The sequence below is a fragment of the Enterococcus sp. 2201sp1_2201st1_C11_2201SCRN_220225 genome (assembly GCF_040925905.1).
Classification (GTDB): domain Bacteria; phylum Bacillota; class Bacilli; order Lactobacillales; family Enterococcaceae; genus Enterococcus_C; species Enterococcus_C asini_A.
Window position 1 is genome coordinate 1 of the sequence record NZ_JBCOJC010000029.1, and the last position, 16,069, is coordinate 16,069.

Below are 16,069 nucleotides of genomic sequence, written 5' to 3' on the forward strand. Positions count from 1 at the left end.
CTGATCTTCTCGCCAAGCAGGCACGAGTCCGGCCTTCGTTTCAATAATCATGGATTTAGCCGCAATGCCTTCTTCATAGGCAAAGCGGGCCAAACAGCGAGCCCCATTGCCGCACATTTCGGCCTGGGTACCGTCTGCATTGAAAAAAAGCATGCGAAAATCTCCGGTGCTTTTCGGCTCATCCACCACCATTAACGCATCACTGCCCACACTGATGCGCACCTTGCAAATCTGTATGGCTAAACTGCTCAATGCTTCAGGGCTAAAGCGATAGTTTCGATTGTCAAAGACGATAAAATCATTGCCACAGCCTTGCATTTTATAAAAGAAAATTTCCATTACGCCCACTCCTTGAGACTGCGCTCATTTTGAATCATTTGCGCATAGCTTTGCTGTGCTACAATCAGCTGGTCTTTTCCATCTTTGACTAAAACCACTGGAGGAATGGGCAGTTTGTTGTAATTGGAAGCCATGGAATAGCCATAGGCGCCGGTGGTAAAAGTGGCAAAAATATCCCCCGGTGCAAGAGGTGCTACTGCCAAATCTTTCACTAAAATATCCGTGCTCTCACAAGCTTTACCTGAAATCGTCACTTTTTGACTTTTCTCTTCCTCTGCTTTATTTGCCACGATACCGGTATAATCTGCCTGATACAAACCGGGACGAATATTGTCCGTCATCCCCCCATCTACAGAAGCATAGGTGCGCAAGCCGGGCAGTGTTTTAATCTCGCCGATAGTGTGTAGGGTAATGCCTGCTTCTGCTACTAGAGAACGGCCCGGTTCAATGACGATGGCTGGGCGTTTTAAATCGTGTTTCGCACAGTAGTCTTCCGTTAATGCCATTAAAGGATCTAAAAAGTAACGATAAGGTTGCCGCAAATCACCTGGGACATATTCCACCCCAAAGCCACCGCCGTAATTTAATTCTTTGACGGTGAAGTCGTAGCGTGCCTTGATTTCGGAAACCAAAGACAAAGCCACTTTGGCAGCGGCTAAATGGGTACTGTTGTCCGCAAGTTGGCTGCCAATATGAAAATGCAAACCGTAAAACTCGATTTCAGGCATGGCAATGGCCGCTTCAATTTGAGGAAATAGGATTTCCGGATTTAGTGGAATGCCAAATTTGGAATCCTTTTGCCCGGTGGAAATAAAATCATGGGTGTCCACGGTGATTTCTGGGGTAATGCGAAACAGAATTTTAGCGGTTTTTTTCATCCGCCGGCAAATTACAGCCAGTCGCTCCACTTCCGTCAATCCGTCCACAATAATCCGCCCCACGCCGTATTCCACCGCCATTTCCAGCTCGGTTTGGGATTTATTATTGCCGTTAAATTCGATATGCTCCGCTGGAAAATTGGCCGCCATGGCGGTATAGAGTTCCCCGCCAGAGACCACATCCAAGCTTAAGCCAACTTGGTTTACCAACTGACACATGGCCAGTGTATTAAAAGCCTTTGAAGCAAAGGCTACCCGCACATTGTCGTATTTGTCTAAAAAATCCCGGTACAACTCATCGGTCCGCTCTAAAATGGCGTTTTCCGATAAGACGTAAACCGGGGTGCCGTATTTTTTTGCTAATGCGACTGTGTCACAGCCATCCCAGTATAAATGATTGTTTTCAATGGTTTTAATCCTCATAAATCTGCTCCTTTATTCAATTCTGCTAGCAACCCTAAGTAACACTGAATCCCACCTAGGAGATTTTTTTCGTCAAACTGCATTTTATTGCTGTGTAGAGGATGGATATAGCCTTTTTCTTCATCCCGAATGCCCACAAAGAAAAAGAGCCCTGGGAAAACTTGCTGGTACATGGAAAAATCTTCTGCCAAAAGATAAGGTGGCGTGGTCACATAACTTTCCTTCGCAACTTTTTCTAAAGCGGCTACCATGCTCGCATCATTGTTCACCACTCGATACATATGATTAAACTGGACTTCTGCTGTACAGCCATAGCCTGCCGCCACATTTTGGGCAACACTTTGAATCCGTTCCACCATGGTTTCATAAACTTCATCAGAAAACGCCCGCATGGTGCCTTCCAAGGTGACTTCCCCGGGGATGATATTCATGGCCTCGCCTCCTGTGATTTTGCCAAAGGTCAGTACCGCTGATTCCAAGGGTGAAAGATTACGAGAAATGATGCTGTGCAAACCTTGGATTACCCCGCTCATGGCCAAAATGGCATCATGGCCTTGTTGAGGCTGAGCACCGTGAGCAGATAAGCCAGTGATTTTAATGGTAACTTCCCCATTTCGGGCCATCATACCACCAACACGTGCGGCAATTACCCCAGCCGGAAATTCTGGAAATAAGTGAAGGCCGATAATTTGCTCTACTCCAAGTTCTTGTAAAATTCCGGTATCCAGTAATAATTGCGCCCCACCCGGCCCTTCTTCTGCCGGTTGGAAAATCAGGATGACACGACCGCAAAGCTGTTCTCTGTACGTTACTAAATAATTGGCAAAGCCTAGCATCGTTGCCATATGACCATCGTGACCACAGGCGTGCATGCGCCCGGGATTTTTTGAAGCAAAGTCCACTCCCGTTGCTTCAGTTACCGGTAACCCATCGATATCGGTGCGAAATGCCAATGTTTTGCCTGGATTCTTTCCTTCTAAAACCACTAAGAGACATGTTTCTAAAGGCTGGTAAACCTCCGAATCGCGAATCCCCATTTTTTTCAGTTCTTTTTTCAAATAAGCACAGGTTTCATATTCTTCTAGGCCCAATTCGGGAATTTGGTGCAAATCCCGGCGCCATCTTTTTACTTGGGGTAACAGGGCTGTTACTTCTTTGGTAATCTGCAAGGAACCATCCCCTCCTTATGAAAAATTGCGTTTTTTTTACAGAAATCGTGATATTTTTAACCATTATGGTATATAATCCTAATAATACATGAATTTTCTGAATAGCAAAACATTTTCAGAATATTTTTCAAATTTTTAGCAAAAAGGGCTGAAGAGCTACGAGATAATCAGGGAGAGAGGTTGAATCAAATGGCGATTTTCAAAGGAGCCGGTGTGGCATTGGTAACCCCAATGAATGCAGACGGCAGTGTAAACTATGATGAATTACAAGCATTAACAGAATGGCAAGTTCAAGAAGGAATCGACGCGATTATTGCCTGTGGTACCACTGGGGAGGCGTCCACGTTAAAGGACGAAGAGCATATTAAAGTCATCGAAACCGTCGTCAAACAAGTAGCCGGACGGATTCCGGTAATTGGGGGCACTGGTTCCAATGATACTGCCCACGGGATTCATTTAGCCAAAGAAGCAGAAAAAGTCGGCGCTGATGCTCTTTTAATCGTGACCCCTTATTACAATAAAGCCACCAAGTCCAGCTTAATCGCCCACTATGAAGCGATTTGTAGCCAGACCAGTTTACCGGTGCTCTTATATTCCATCGAAGGACGCACTGGCTTGAATTTAACCGCTGAAATGGTGGCCCGCTTAAAAGAAATCCCCAATGTGCAAGGGATTAAAGAAGCCAGTGGCAATCTTTCCCAAATCGTGGAAATCGCCACGTTAGTAGATGAAAACTTTGCTTTGTATTCCGGAAATGACGACCAAGTCTTGCCTTTACTTTCGGTGGGAGGCTCTGGGGTAATTTCCACCATTGCCAACCTTTTGCCTAAAGAAACTTCTGCCATGGTGCACAATTATTTAGAGGGCAATTGGGAAAATGCGCAAAAAACTCAGCTGGCGCAACTGCCCTTAATTCACGCCATTTTTGCGGAAGTCAATCCCGTACCGGTAAAAGCTGCGGTGAGCCTATTAGGCAAATGCGAAATGCACTATCGCTTGCCTTTAGGGGTGCCGGAAAAGAGCACATTAGATAATTTAAAAACGGCCATGAACGCCTATGGACTGCTTTAGGAGGTTGACCATGAAAAAAATTATTGTTAACGGTATTTTTGGACGCATGGGACAAGTCTTAAAAGCTGCCATTCAAAAAGATCCCGGCCTCGTGTTAGTGGCAGGCATTGATCCTCATACAAAGCAAGAGCAGGAAGTTCAAGGGGATTTTCCCGTCTATCAAAGCATAAGAGAAGTCACCGAAGAAGCCGATGTGGTAATTGACTTTTCCCATCACTCGGCGGTGCCAGAGTTGATCAATGTCTGCGTGGAACGGAATTTGCCGGTAGTCGTAGCTACCACAGGACTGGATGACGACACCAAAGCCATGCTAGCGGTGGCAGGAAAAGTCATCCCCGTCTTTGTCTCTGCCAATATGTCACTGGGGATTAATGTGCTTTTAAAAGCCTTACAAACCATTAGCCCCGCATTAGAAGCCGACTTTAATATTGAAATTATCGAAAAGCACCACAATCAGAAAAAAGATGCGCCCAGTGGTACGGCCCTGCTTTTAGCTGACGGGATTAACGACAGCTTGGCAGAACCCAAGACCTATGTCTATGGTCGCCACGGTTTGGAATTAAGCAATCCGTTAAATGAAATGGGCATTCACGCTGTTCGTGGCGGTACCATTCCAGGAGAGCATACGGTGCTCTACGCCGGGGATGATGAAATCATCGAATTGACCCATACCGCTTTAAGCCGAGATATCTTTGCAAACGGTGCGCTAAAAGCCGCCATCTTTTTGGCCGAGCAAGCACCGGGCTTGTATTCCATGGCGGACTTACTAAAATAATCGAAAACGGTGAAAGGAATGATTTGATGGAGATAACAGATCCTTATGCTCTGGCTCGCTACATTAAAGACGCTCACAAAACCACCCCGGTAAAAGCCTATGTCAACGGGAATTTACAAGGAATCACGGCTAAAAATGGCGTCAAACTCTTTGGTCAAGGCCAGTTTTGGCTCGCCATTGGGGATGTAGAAGCAGTCAATGCTTTTTTACAAGAGCACCATGATGTGATTACGGATTCCTATTTAGAAAATGATCGACGCAATTCGGCAATTCCTATGCTGGATTTGACTACAGTGGATGCTCGTATTGAACCAGGAGCATTTATTCGCGACCAAGTGACCATTGAAAAAAATGCAGTCATTATGATGGGAGCCGTGATTAATATTGGGGCAGTCATTGGCGAAGGCACCATGATCGACATGAACGCTGTCCTCGGTGCTCGGGCCACAGTAGGCAAAAGTGCTCACATCGGCGCCGGGGCGGTTTTAGCTGGAGTTTTAGAACCCCCTTCCGCAAGTCCTGTGATCATTGAAGATAATGTCTTAATCGGCGCCAATGCTGTGGTTTTAGAAGGCGTGCGAGTAGGCAAAGGCGCTGTGGTGGCTGCCGGTGCAATCGTCACCACAGATGTGCCCCCAGGAGCTGTCGTGGCAGGCTCACCTGCTAAAATTGTCAAGATGAAAGATGAGAAGACAGCAGGGAAAACTGAGATTTTAGAGGATTTGAGAGGGTAGAACTGCTGAAAAAATAAGAACCCCCCGCCAGGAAAGTGATTCTGGTGGGGGGCTATCTTTTTCTACTTTAAAATCTTATTATGTTTGATACTCATTCAGAAAATCACAGTTTCCTCCTTATTTACTTTCAACCACCACCAAAATCCCATTAGTATCTTTTCCCCTCAATTGACCGTTGAGTTATTATTTTAGTTATTTGGTTGGAGGAGCATATAGGATAACGTTTATAAATTTTGTTCTGACTTATTCATGATTAGTGCCATAATATAAAACTAGAAAAACAGATGTAAAACAACTCTGGTTCATTTGTCTTACACCCGTTTTTATGATTGTCCTAAAGTCCGTATTAGACACTTCATTTCTATTTCAATCTATTGGTACTCCACATCCGAAAGCGCCATTTACTTGCAAGACATCATAAGCTAAATTAGCTGCTTTTTTAAAGCAATCAATTACTTTTTCTTCATTGATTTCTCCATCTTGTAAATATCTCATTAATTGAACCGCAAAGGCTGCAAAATAACTGTCCCCCGCACCCATAGTATCCAAAACACTATCCGATTTTCGGATAAATCCTTGATAGGTAATCTCATTTTTTGTATCAACAAATAGAGGGCTTTCACTCCCTTTGGTCAACAAAATAAAGCGAACATTATTTTCTATGCAGCGCTTTTTCAATCGTTCAATTTCCAAAGGACTATCTTTAGAAACTGAAAATTGTGCAATGAAAATATTTGGACAAACTTCATCTAAATACTCATCTGTACGATATTTTTCCAAATCTGAAAAATCAAAAGAAATCTTAGTACCACTGGCTTTTATTTCCGAGAGCTTATCTTCTGTTTTGGCATGACAGCCTGAATGAACTAGTAAACTATGACCGAATAATTCTAGTAGCTCCGCGGATAGATCTGGGGTTTGTCTTGATCCCCGTTGACTACTTACAAAAATTCGTTCTCCATCTTTTATTTCTACAAAGACTTTTTCAGAAGGGGATCCCGTTCGATTACAATAATGAAGATCCACCTTGTTTTCATTCAGTCCATCAATGATTAATTGACCGTCTGCATCGTCTGAAATTGTACCAACATAAAATGCCTCTACGCCACTTTTTTTCCCAGCAACTGCAAAATTTACAGCATTTCCTCCGGGATACTTGATATTTTGATTCGTATAATAATCTACCTTGTTATCACCGAATCCCACTACATAGTCAGACATTCTTTTCACCTCTTAGTATTCCACGACACGATAATAACGTCGAGTTTCCAAAGAATGATTTCGGATTGCTTCAAGATGAACACTAATCCGTCCTAATACAGCCCACATTACTGGAGCACATACATATTTTCTAAATTCAGGGCTAATCCCTGGTAATTCATAGTCTTTTGTATCAAAAACATTAAATTCATCAGTATATTGACTAGCAAAGCGTTCCACCCTTTCATCTAAAGGTCGTGTTTCTCCTTCAGTTTTAACTAAAGTCACGCAAACATCTTTTTCCACCAATTCCAAAGTTCCATGGAAAAATTCAGGAGAAGAGACAGATTTTGTTCTTAACCATTGAGATTCTTCTAACACACACATCGAATATGAATAAGTAATTCCCCAAAGATTTCCACTTCCAACCCAAATTTGATATGGATCATTTTGATATTTTTCAGCATATTTCTTTGCTTTTTCATCAGCAGCTTCCCGAACTTTCGTAAGAGCCTTTGGTAGATTTCTAAGTTCATTGGCAAATTGCTCATACTTATCAAATTCACCATTATATTTCATAATTGACATAATCAAGAAATAAAGGGGCATTTCTTGGGGACGCCCATCATGATAGTTAATACTATAAGTACAAAGTTCTTCTAGTGGAGTATTTTCTTTACTAACAATCCCTACTGTAGGAATATTGCGTTCTTTTAAATATTCAGCAGCTTTGATAGTTTCTTTTGTGTCGCCAGATTTTGAGTAAAGAACAACTAAAGATTTTTCGTTTAATTGTTTGTGTCCGGTTAAAACTAATTCAGCGGCAGTAATTGAATAAACTGGGATAGAAGATTCTGTTTGTAGCACATAGTCAAATGGCTGCATAACTGCTACCGATCCACCAGAAGCGGTAAAGAAAATATTAGAAATACCATTTTCATAAGCCTCTTTAGCAACGCCCTCTGCGTGTTCACGTGTTCCGTATATTAATTCTCCTCGTTGTTCCATCTCTACTGCATTAAATTTAAGCATCATTTTATTTCCTTTCATTTGTAATTTAAATTGTCAAAAAACCAAAGTAAGCAGCGATAATCCCAAAAGCGAAAATTCCAAATAATAGATAGGTTGTCTTAACACCCTTTTTCAATAAATAGTAAATTAACATTACTGCTACAACTGAAAGTAGATTAGGCAAAATGCCATCTAATATATCTTGGAATTTTTGCAAGTCATCACCTTGACCAATACTTCCGGCTACTTTTACAGTTACCATATTCCCGGTCATCCCCCCGATGACCATCAATCCCAGTATCGACGCTCCGTACATCAATGATTTCATCAAACCTGAAGATTCGACATTTTCTAAAATAGTGGTCCCAAACTCATAACCTTTCATAGCACCAAAATAGCGAATCGTATACGTTGGTACATTATAAATTAGTAAAAACAATAACGGACCCAGAATACTACCATTTAAAGCTAACGAGGTTCCCACCCCTGTTGCAATAACCCGCAATGTTCCCCAGAAAAAGGAATCGCCAATTCCAGCTAAAGGTCCCATCAAAGCAGTTTTAATGTTAGTAATACTTCCAGGATCAAAATTTCTTGGATCATTGGCATTCCGTTCTTCCATGGATGCCACAATTCCCATAATAAAAGTAGATAACGGTGCTGAAGTATTAAAAAATTCCAAGTGCCTAGCACCTGCTTCGGCTCTGGCTTCTTTGTCATCTCCATAAAGTTTTTCGATTAAATCGGCCATAGCAAATTCAAAGCCCATATTTTGTTGACGTTCAAAGTTCCAAGATGCTTCCAGAGCAAAAGAACGGAAAAATATTTTTTTCAAATCTTGTTTCGTTATTTTTTTATCAGAAATCATCGTCAACGTCACCTCCTTGAGTCGCAACTTTTTTATCAATTTGAGAAGTTATATTGACTAAAATAAACGCGATACATGCAGCAAAGATTGAGATTCCCAATACTGGAACATGTAGGTAACTATACAGTGCAAATCCCATAATGAAGAAAACAACTACTTCCTTCTTCAAAATCATTTGCAATAAGATTGCAAACCCTAAAGCCGGCATAATTCCTGCTGCAATGCTAATTCCAGTTTGAATAAATTCGGGAATTTGGTTAAGTATTTTCTCCATAAACGGACTTCCCAAATAAAAAGCCAATGTTACAAAGATAGCTCTTGGTAAACTTTTCACAACTAACCAACCAAAAATATGCATATTGGCGGCTTTTTTAATTTCACCATCAGCTGCATACTTATCTGCTTTTCTTGCAACCATTGGCAATACGAGTAAAGTTAACAAATTATCAACAATTAAAAACAACGCGGCAATTGGGAAAGCTAAAGTTAGAGCAAATTCAGCTCCTTTTCCTGTAGCAATGGCAAATGCAGTTCCTAAAATACCTCCAGAAACCAAATCAGGTGGCCGAGAAGCTCCAATTGTAATCGCGCCAATAAAGGCTAATTCTAAGGTTGCGCCCATGATAATACCGGTTTGCAAATCGCCCATAATAAGCCCAACAAAGACACTGGAAATCAATGGTCTTGAAATATTATTGGTACCTGTTAGCCAATCGGCCACAATGAGCGCAGTTAACAAACCAAGTAACACGGCTTGTAATAATGAATCCTGCATTTTTTTCTCCCTTCTTTTACATTAAGTGTTTAATATCTTGTTTTACATCAGTTGGTACTTGTTGTGCATATACGTCCACATTATCAGCAATCATCTCCTTTAAATATTCTCGATCTACTTCTGTAACAAATACTGAATGAGTCAAAGATTGACTTCCAGGAACTTCTTTTACACCGCCTAGATTTACACTATTCAATGAATCAACACCTTTTACTAGGCGATAGGCATCTTTAATATTTTGGACTACAATTAATAATTTGTATTTATCTGTTTTACCGGTATTAATTGATTCAATTGAGTCTTCAATGTTTTTAATCACAACTTTTACATTGTGAGGCGCCGCTAATTTCAAGGTAGTTTTTTGAATTGAATTATTTACGACATCGTCGTTGGCCACCAAAATACAGTTGATGTCCAAGGCATTACTCCAAGTCAGTGCTACTTGACCATGAATCAAACGGTGATCTACTCTTAATAATTTAATCATTTGTTTTACCCCATTCTTTTTTTAAAATTCTTCATTTTCTTCTTCATAAGATAATTGGTTACAGTAAATGAGGCCTTGACTAGAAGTTTTAATCGCCTCTTGAACCAATTGGTTAAGATTTTGTTGAGTATCTAGCTTCACAGCCAACTCAATTACCAAGCTTAGATTCATTCCAGCCACCAAATGAATCGACGAGTTTGATGAAATATATTTCATCCATTCATTGTTGATACTGCCTCCAAAAATATCGGTAACCACAATCAAGGGCTCTTTGTTATTTGCTGCCAAATACCCACTGATTGTTTTTTCTAAATCGTCATTGCCATCTATGTAGGCACACAGATACTCTAAGCACTGGTTTTTACCGATAATGAATTGTGCTGTTTCGACCATGCCCCTTGCTAATGGACCATGACTCATACATAAAACTTTTGTCATCTCACTCATCCTTTCATGCTTTTATAAAGCAATAAGCGTGCCAAAAAATGTAACAACCCACGTAGCAACTTTTTATAAGCACAAAAAAACACTGTCCCAAAAATAAGACAGTGTCCCCTTGTAATCTGGTTAGTGGGATTCACATTAAATCAATGATATTGTAAATGAACCCAATTTCCTCAATAGGAACTTCCACATTGTATAGTTGTTCAATACTCTTCATGGCTTTTTTAATTATACGAATAGATTCTTTATTTTGGTCAACAAAGTCATGGATATCAGGAAATGAGCCAATAGGTTGATTCCGGACTAGCCGTTCAATCATACAACTTAAATGAACATACAAACTAATCTTTTTACTAGTTGATAGCTTCTGATGGAATTCTGTTTCGATAATGTTGAAACATAAATCCAGTTGTTCCATAATTTTCACCGGATCAAGAATAGTCAAATTATCGATTAAGCGGTCTAAAGACAGGTTTTTTACAATTGCCTTATCTACTTCATTAGCCACAGCATCTCCAAATTTTTCTTTGAAAATACCATAAAGACGGCCATTTTCCCCTTCAAATAATTCTTCCAAAGAAATAAAGGGGATGATTCCCATATCTGGGTCGTCTGTTCCGATAATAGCAATAATATTTTTTTCGTCAGTAATAGTTCGAGAAGCAGACATCTTGATCAAGGCTGCAGTCTCATAAGGAGTTACCTCAATTTCTAAATCTGGTGGCAACAAAGTATCCAACATTTCTTTTATTTTAATTGCAGTTCCCACTCCAGTATTACAAGAAACCAAAATTCGATGATGGTTTCGATTAACCGGTACAATAGATTGACTGGATAAAGTAAACTCTTCTTTTAATGCTTCACACAAAAATTCAATATCAATATTTTGCGTAATTTTTAAACCCGCATTCAAAGCCAAGGCCGTTGATACATTATCCATGATAATAGTGGGTACACTGACAATTTTTTCAATGTCCTTTTTAATATCTGAAAGGCTTCCCATATCCACTAAAATTAACAATCCCTCAGAAGGATTTACACTATTAATATAATTGACAAGCTTTGTCATAATTTCTTTTGAAGAGATGGAAAAGGGCATGTCAATAGCATCAAAAACATACTCTCCAATCATACGGTTTGCCACATGGGCAATACTACTAGCTGTCGAATAGCCATGGGTCAAAATAATAGCATTTATTTTTTTGTCCACATTACCTAAATCTGCAAAAAAGCATAGCAAAACAAATAAACGATCCCGTTTACTTAAATTAAGATCTAAGGTATTTTCAAATATAGAGAAAACAATATTCGATTCCTTCATGATACTACCGGCAAGAGATTCATATAATTGATGATCTAAAAGTGGCTTATTCTCCTCAAAATCTATTCCAGACTGTTCTCTTTTTACTAAATAAGCAGTAACATTTTGAATCGTCGTTCCTTTGACTTCAAAGAAAACATTAGGTGCCATATTTTGAAAAATATTCTGTAATTCTGGTAGGAAAAATTGGACTGTTTCTTCTATTTCATAATTGTAAACATACTGATCACTAAACTCAGCCAAGTGACTTGCGAATATTTGCTTTAAATCTTCCCTTGAAATTTTGCTTTGTAAATAGTTTGTATAAGAAAGCTCTACTTTCTTGAAAAAGATTTTTCTTGCCTTTACAAAATCTGTATCCTCGATTTCTCGTTGAATAAACTCACCGGCTGCAAAGATATACTTTTTCTGAACTTTTAATAGATTTGTCTGTTTGTTTTGATAGCGCAATAAATATTCCCTTGGTAAGTCCATAATTTCTAAGTCTATCGTCAGTCTATTGGGTCTTTTCGAGAATTTTTTGGCAACCATTTGTTTCACAATTCCTTTTATTTCACCAATATTCCCGCTGGTTTTTAGGTTTATTAAGAAAGACAATGTTGCTTCTGACACGATGATATCACGATCAACTATTTTCGATTCTTCTTGAAACAAATGGAAAATAATCGACTTTCGATCATTATAGGTTCTTTCATCAAAATCAGGCACTCTACAAGTAATCGGAATTCTTCGTAAAAAAGTAGATAAGAACTCATTATTTCGTTCTTCTGTCGTAGCAAAAATATAAAATACCTTTGATTTACGCCAAGGCCCATTATCCCCAATCCTCCGATAGACTCCCTTATCCATGTGAAGGAACAACTTTTCTTGACCTTCTGGTGACAATCGATGTACCTCGTCTAAAAATACGATGCCACCATCGGCATTTTCAATAATTCCCTTTTGGTCTTGATTCGCTCCTGTAAAGGCTCCTTTGGTGTATCCAAAAAGCTGACTACTTAGCAGCTCTGGGTTATGATAATACTGAGCGCAATTTAATTCAAGAAAAGGTGCATCTTTAGCAATAATCCCTGTTAAACGTGCATATTCACTTAATTTTTCAGCCAAAAAACTTTTTCCCACACCAGAATTTCCAAATAACATAATTGGCAATCCACCAGGATAACTAATCGCTGAAATAGTTTGATCAATAACATCAGATAAACTTTCGTCATAGCCAATAATATCTGTAAAAATCATTTTTTTATAATCAATCGGCTCATCTTGAACTAACTCATTCATAGATTTAAACTCCGTCTTAACCACCGTATGTCCAAGCTTTTCCTCTACTAAAGCTTTATGTAAAAAGAGCACTGGTCTTGAATTTATTTTAATTAACAGATTTTGACTGACCAACATGTTAAGATGTTTACTGGCAGTATTGCGTTTTATGCCTAACTGCTCAGAAATATATTGAGCATTGCATAATTCTGGTAGTTCCTCTGGAAAAGCATATTGATTCATTATTTTTTTTAACTCATCTAAAATATCCACTGAAACACACATCCTCTTACAATATCAATAGATTCATGAACTATTTTGAATCTTGAAATTATCTTTTAGAAAATAAGTTTCCTATACAAAAATACCCTTTTAAACATAAAATCCATCGAATTCCAAACTTATTGCCACAGTAGCAAGCTCCACAAAATTAAAATTAACATTATCCATCCATTACTCATAGGTTGTGGCCAAATCTCATCAAAGTTTCTCCCAACTGTTTTACCCACTAAAAATCTCAACCAGAATGAAAGTTATTCTACTCACTCAATCACAGCTCATAATTAGCAAGAAAATTTTGATTTAAAAAATGCAAATAGCTTTTAAATCCTCTTTCCTAATCAAAACTTGGTTCACTCAAGGTAAGCTATCATCATTTCCGGTTAATTGTAGCATATGGGCTACATAATTAAAAACGCCCTCGCTGTCAAAAATCATGTATTTTTAACAGTGAGAACGCTATCTATTTCCTTAAAATAACCTTTCAACCACCACCAAAATCCCATTAGGATCTTTTACCCTCAATTGACCGTTTTCTACTTCAAAATCCACCTTAAACTTGCTAAAATGCGTCCCCAAACGCTCCAATTCTGTAGCATTGGGCACTTGATAAGTATAATAATCCAAGCCTAAATCTTGCGCTGTCATTGCCGGCACATTGGCTCCTAGCCAGTTATTGGCGCCAAGATGATGGTGATAACTGCCTGCTGCAAAGAATTTTGCTTGGGCACCGAAATTACTGGTCAAGGTTAGCCCCATAATTTCCGTATAAAACCGATCGCTGGCTTTAAGATCTGCGACTTTTAAATGCACGTGGCCAACGGTAGTTTCTGGGACAAAGCCTGCCCAATTACGATCAGCCGCATCTAAAACGCCTTCTGTATCCATGGGCTCTACCACCCCGATAATTTCCCCATTTTCACGAATATCCCACTGACTACGGGCTTTGTCGTGATAGACCTCAATGCCATTGCCCTCAGGATCGGTTAAATACAAAGCCTCACTATACCCGTGGTCACTGGCACCAGTTAAAGGTGCTTCCGCTTGCAAATAGTGAAACAAGGCATTACCTAAATCCCAGCGTGTAGGGAGTAAAAAGGCCACATGATACAGGCCGGTGCGTCTTGTTTGTGGCCGGGGATCGCTAATTTTTCGCAAACGTAAGAGCTCGCTGTCCGCCACACCTAAACGACTTTCGGTTTCGGTAGCGCCTAGCAGTGTTAAGCCAATTATTTCTTGATAAAAATTCGTCATTTTTTCAAGGTTCGCCACTTTTAAAGCGACATAGCCAATTTTAGTCCCAGCATCAATTTTAAACTCAGTTTTAGTCAGCATTTTGCTTCCTCTTTTCTGTAAAATAAGTGAAGTAACTAGCTTTAGTATATCTGCTTACTTTTAGTCAGTATAGTTATTTGCTTAAGGCGGAACTTGAAAATAGAAAATGGACAAACTCGTTAGTCGAGTTATCTCCCCCTTGGTAGCGGACTGCTTAGTAAAATACCAAAAAAGCCAGCTTCAGGTCGCCCTAAAGCTGGCTTTTTCAATCATATTTTCATTCTTAGTCTAATTCTACCCCATTACTCGCAATCACTTGTTTGTACCAGTCGAAGGATTTTTTCTTTTTCCGTTTTAGTGTCCCGCTCCCATCATTATCCTTATCCACATAGATAAATCCATAACGTTTCTTCATTTCCCCGGTTCCGGCAGAAATCAAATCGATGCACCCCCACATAGTATATCCCAACAAAGGTACCCCACCTTCGATTGCGGCATCCATCATTTGAATATGGCTCCGTAAATAATCGATGCGGTAATCATCTTGAATCGAGCCATCTTCTTCTACCACATCAACTGCACCTAAGCCATTTTCAACCACCATTAGAGGCACTTGGTACCGATCGTAAAGATAGTTTAAGGTGTACAATAACCCTTTAGGATCAATTTGCCAACCCCAGTCGCTAGCTTCCAAATATGGATTTTTCACGCCACCCATGAGATTTCCCATGGACATTTCCTTTCCACCTTCTGCTGAGGCACAGTTCGTGGAATAATAAGAGAAAGAATAGAAATCAACAGTACCTTGTTTCAACAAGGCTGCGTCTTCTTTTTCAAAGGCAATTTCCACACCAATTTTTTTGAAATAATCAGCCATAAACCACGGATACTCCCCTTTTACATGAACATCTCCGCAGAAATTATCAAAAATATTGGTCCAATCCTGTACCAAAAGCAGATCATCTGGATTCGGTGTCAGCGGGTAAAATGTCATCTGAGCTAACATGCACCCAATTTGGAAGTCTGGATTGATTTTGTGTCCTTCAATCACTGCTCGAGCACTCGCCACAAATACGTGGTGAAGTGCTTGAAATCGTTCTTGAGGACGGTCGGCCATTCCAAATAAATCAGTAGAAGATTGCTCAGGTAAGATTCCTAGTACATTAAGTGCACCGAAAGGCATGGTTGCAAAATTGATTTCATTAAAGGTTAACCAATACTTTACTTTATCCTTATAGCGATTCATGACTGTTGTCGCATAGTGAACAAAAAAGTCAATCACCCGGCGGTTAGAAAAGCCATTATACGTCTTTACCAAATGAAAAGGCATTTCAAAATGGCTCAAAGTTACCAAAGGCTCGATCCCATACTTCAAACATTCATCAAATAAATCATCATAATAAGCCAATCCCTTTTCGTTGGGTGTATCATCATCTCCATTTGGAAAAATGCGACTCCAGGCAATGGACACTCGCAAAACTTTAAAACCCATTTCACCAAAAAGCTGGATATCTTCTCGGTAGCGATGATAAAAATCGATTGCCTCGTGACTTGGATAATAGTAGTCATCATTGATTTCTGCATCAAAGACTCGCTGCTTGGTTAAACTTCCCCCTCGCATGTGATCACAAATGGAATCTCCTTTGCCATCTTCATTCCATGCTCCTTCTAACTGATTGGCTGCAGTTGCGCCACCCCATAAAAAATCTTTTGGAAAACTCATTGTCTAATCTCACTTTCTATCGAATATTTTGAATTTC

Annotated in this window: 14 protein-coding genes and 1 pseudogene; 3 read left to right on the forward strand and 12 right to left on the reverse strand. The window is 39.6% G+C overall.

The genetic code is table 11. The features are described from left to right. From AB5754_RS08775 to AB5754_RS08785, 3 genes and pseudogenes are all read right to left on the reverse strand, one after another. Positions 1-339: pseudogene (locus tag AB5754_RS08775) on the reverse strand (diaminopimelate epimerase); the annotation flags it as partial. Beyond that, the gene (lysA, locus tag AB5754_RS08780) at positions 339-1,640 is read right to left on the reverse strand and encodes a diaminopimelate decarboxylase (RefSeq protein WP_368250721.1); all 1,302 of its coding nucleotides are present in this window, start codon (positions 1,638-1,640) and stop codon (positions 339-341) included. The pseudogene AB5754_RS08775 and the gene lysA, both read right to left, overlap by 1 nt. Continuing rightward, on the reverse strand, positions 1,637-2,809 hold the full coding sequence (locus AB5754_RS08785) for a M20 family metallopeptidase (protein WP_368250720.1): 1,173 nt from the start codon (positions 2,807-2,809) through the stop codon (positions 1,637-1,639). Before AB5754_RS08785 ends, lysA begins: the two co-directional genes overlap by 4 nt. 189 nt (positions 2,810-2,998) lie before the next feature. On the opposite strand from AB5754_RS08785, the gene dapA reads away from it, so the two are divergent. Genes dapA through dapD form a run of 3 tightly spaced genes read left to right on the forward strand, consistent with a single transcriptional unit; the run spans position 2,999 to position 5,389 of the window. After that, entirely contained in the window at positions 2,999-3,880 is an 882-nt protein-coding gene (gene dapA / locus AB5754_RS08790; protein WP_368250718.1) for a 4-hydroxy-tetrahydrodipicolinate synthase, read from the forward strand. A gap of 10 nt (positions 3,881-3,890) precedes the next feature. Further along, positions 3,891-4,655 (forward strand): 4-hydroxy-tetrahydrodipicolinate reductase, encoded by a 765-nt coding sequence (gene dapB, locus AB5754_RS08795; protein WP_368250717.1) that lies wholly within the window; start codon positions 3,891-3,893, stop codon positions 4,653-4,655. 26 nt (positions 4,656-4,681) lie between these two features. After that, the gene (gene dapD / locus AB5754_RS08800; RefSeq protein ID WP_368250715.1) at positions 4,682-5,389 is read left to right on the forward strand and encodes a 2,3,4,5-tetrahydropyridine-2,6-dicarboxylate N-acetyltransferase; all 708 of its coding nucleotides are present in this window, start codon (positions 4,682-4,684) and stop codon (positions 5,387-5,389) included. A 366-nt stretch (positions 5,390-5,755) separates the two neighbouring features. On the opposite strand, the gene AB5754_RS08805 is transcribed toward dapD, so the two are convergent. The 9 genes from AB5754_RS08805 to AB5754_RS08845 all read right to left on the reverse strand — a co-directional run bounded on the left by AB5754_RS08805 (position 5,756) and on the right by AB5754_RS08845 (position 16,032). Beyond that, positions 5,756-6,610: a PfkB family carbohydrate kinase gene (locus tag AB5754_RS08805; protein ID WP_368259552.1), complete on the reverse strand. Its 855-nt coding sequence runs from the start codon at positions 6,608-6,610 to the stop codon at positions 5,756-5,758. Between the two features lie 12 nt (positions 6,611-6,622). Next, positions 6,623-7,621 (reverse strand): SIS domain-containing protein, encoded by a 999-nt coding sequence (locus tag AB5754_RS08810; protein WP_311834305.1) that lies wholly within the window; start codon positions 7,619-7,621, stop codon positions 6,623-6,625. A 25-nt stretch (positions 7,622-7,646) separates the two neighbouring features. Then, entirely contained in the window at positions 7,647-8,480 is an 834-nt protein-coding gene (locus AB5754_RS08815) for a PTS system mannose/fructose/sorbose family transporter subunit IID (RefSeq protein ID WP_311834306.1), read from the reverse strand. Next, entirely contained in the window at positions 8,458-9,243 is a 786-nt protein-coding gene (locus AB5754_RS08820; RefSeq protein WP_311834307.1) for a PTS sugar transporter subunit IIC, read from the reverse strand. Before AB5754_RS08820 ends, AB5754_RS08815 begins: the two co-directional genes overlap by 23 nt. Before the next feature lie 16 nt (positions 9,244-9,259). Next, complete coding sequence (locus tag AB5754_RS08825; protein ID WP_368250711.1) at positions 9,260-9,730, reverse strand: PTS sugar transporter subunit IIB; 471 nt, start codon at positions 9,728-9,730, stop codon at positions 9,260-9,262. 21 nt (positions 9,731-9,751) lie between these two features. Further along, positions 9,752-10,168: a PTS sugar transporter subunit IIA gene (locus tag AB5754_RS08830; protein WP_368250709.1), complete on the reverse strand. Its 417-nt coding sequence runs from the start codon at positions 10,166-10,168 to the stop codon at positions 9,752-9,754. 139 nt (positions 10,169-10,307) lie between these two features. Next, entirely contained in the window at positions 10,308-13,028 is a 2,721-nt protein-coding gene (locus AB5754_RS08835; RefSeq protein WP_368250708.1) for a sigma 54-interacting transcriptional regulator, read from the reverse strand. Positions 13,029-13,505: 477 nt separating this feature from the next. Beyond that, a complete protein-coding gene (locus AB5754_RS08840) occupies positions 13,506-14,369 on the reverse strand; it encodes a VOC family protein (protein WP_368250707.1) in 864 nt (287 codons plus the stop codon). A 223-nt stretch (positions 14,370-14,592) separates the two neighbouring features. Continuing rightward, positions 14,593-16,032 carry a glycoside hydrolase family 1 protein gene (locus tag AB5754_RS08845; RefSeq protein ID WP_368250706.1) on the reverse strand — a complete coding sequence of 480 codons (1,440 nt, stop codon included), beginning with the start codon at positions 16,030-16,032 and terminating at the stop codon, positions 14,593-14,595. Positions 16,033-16,069: the final 37 nt, after the last annotated feature.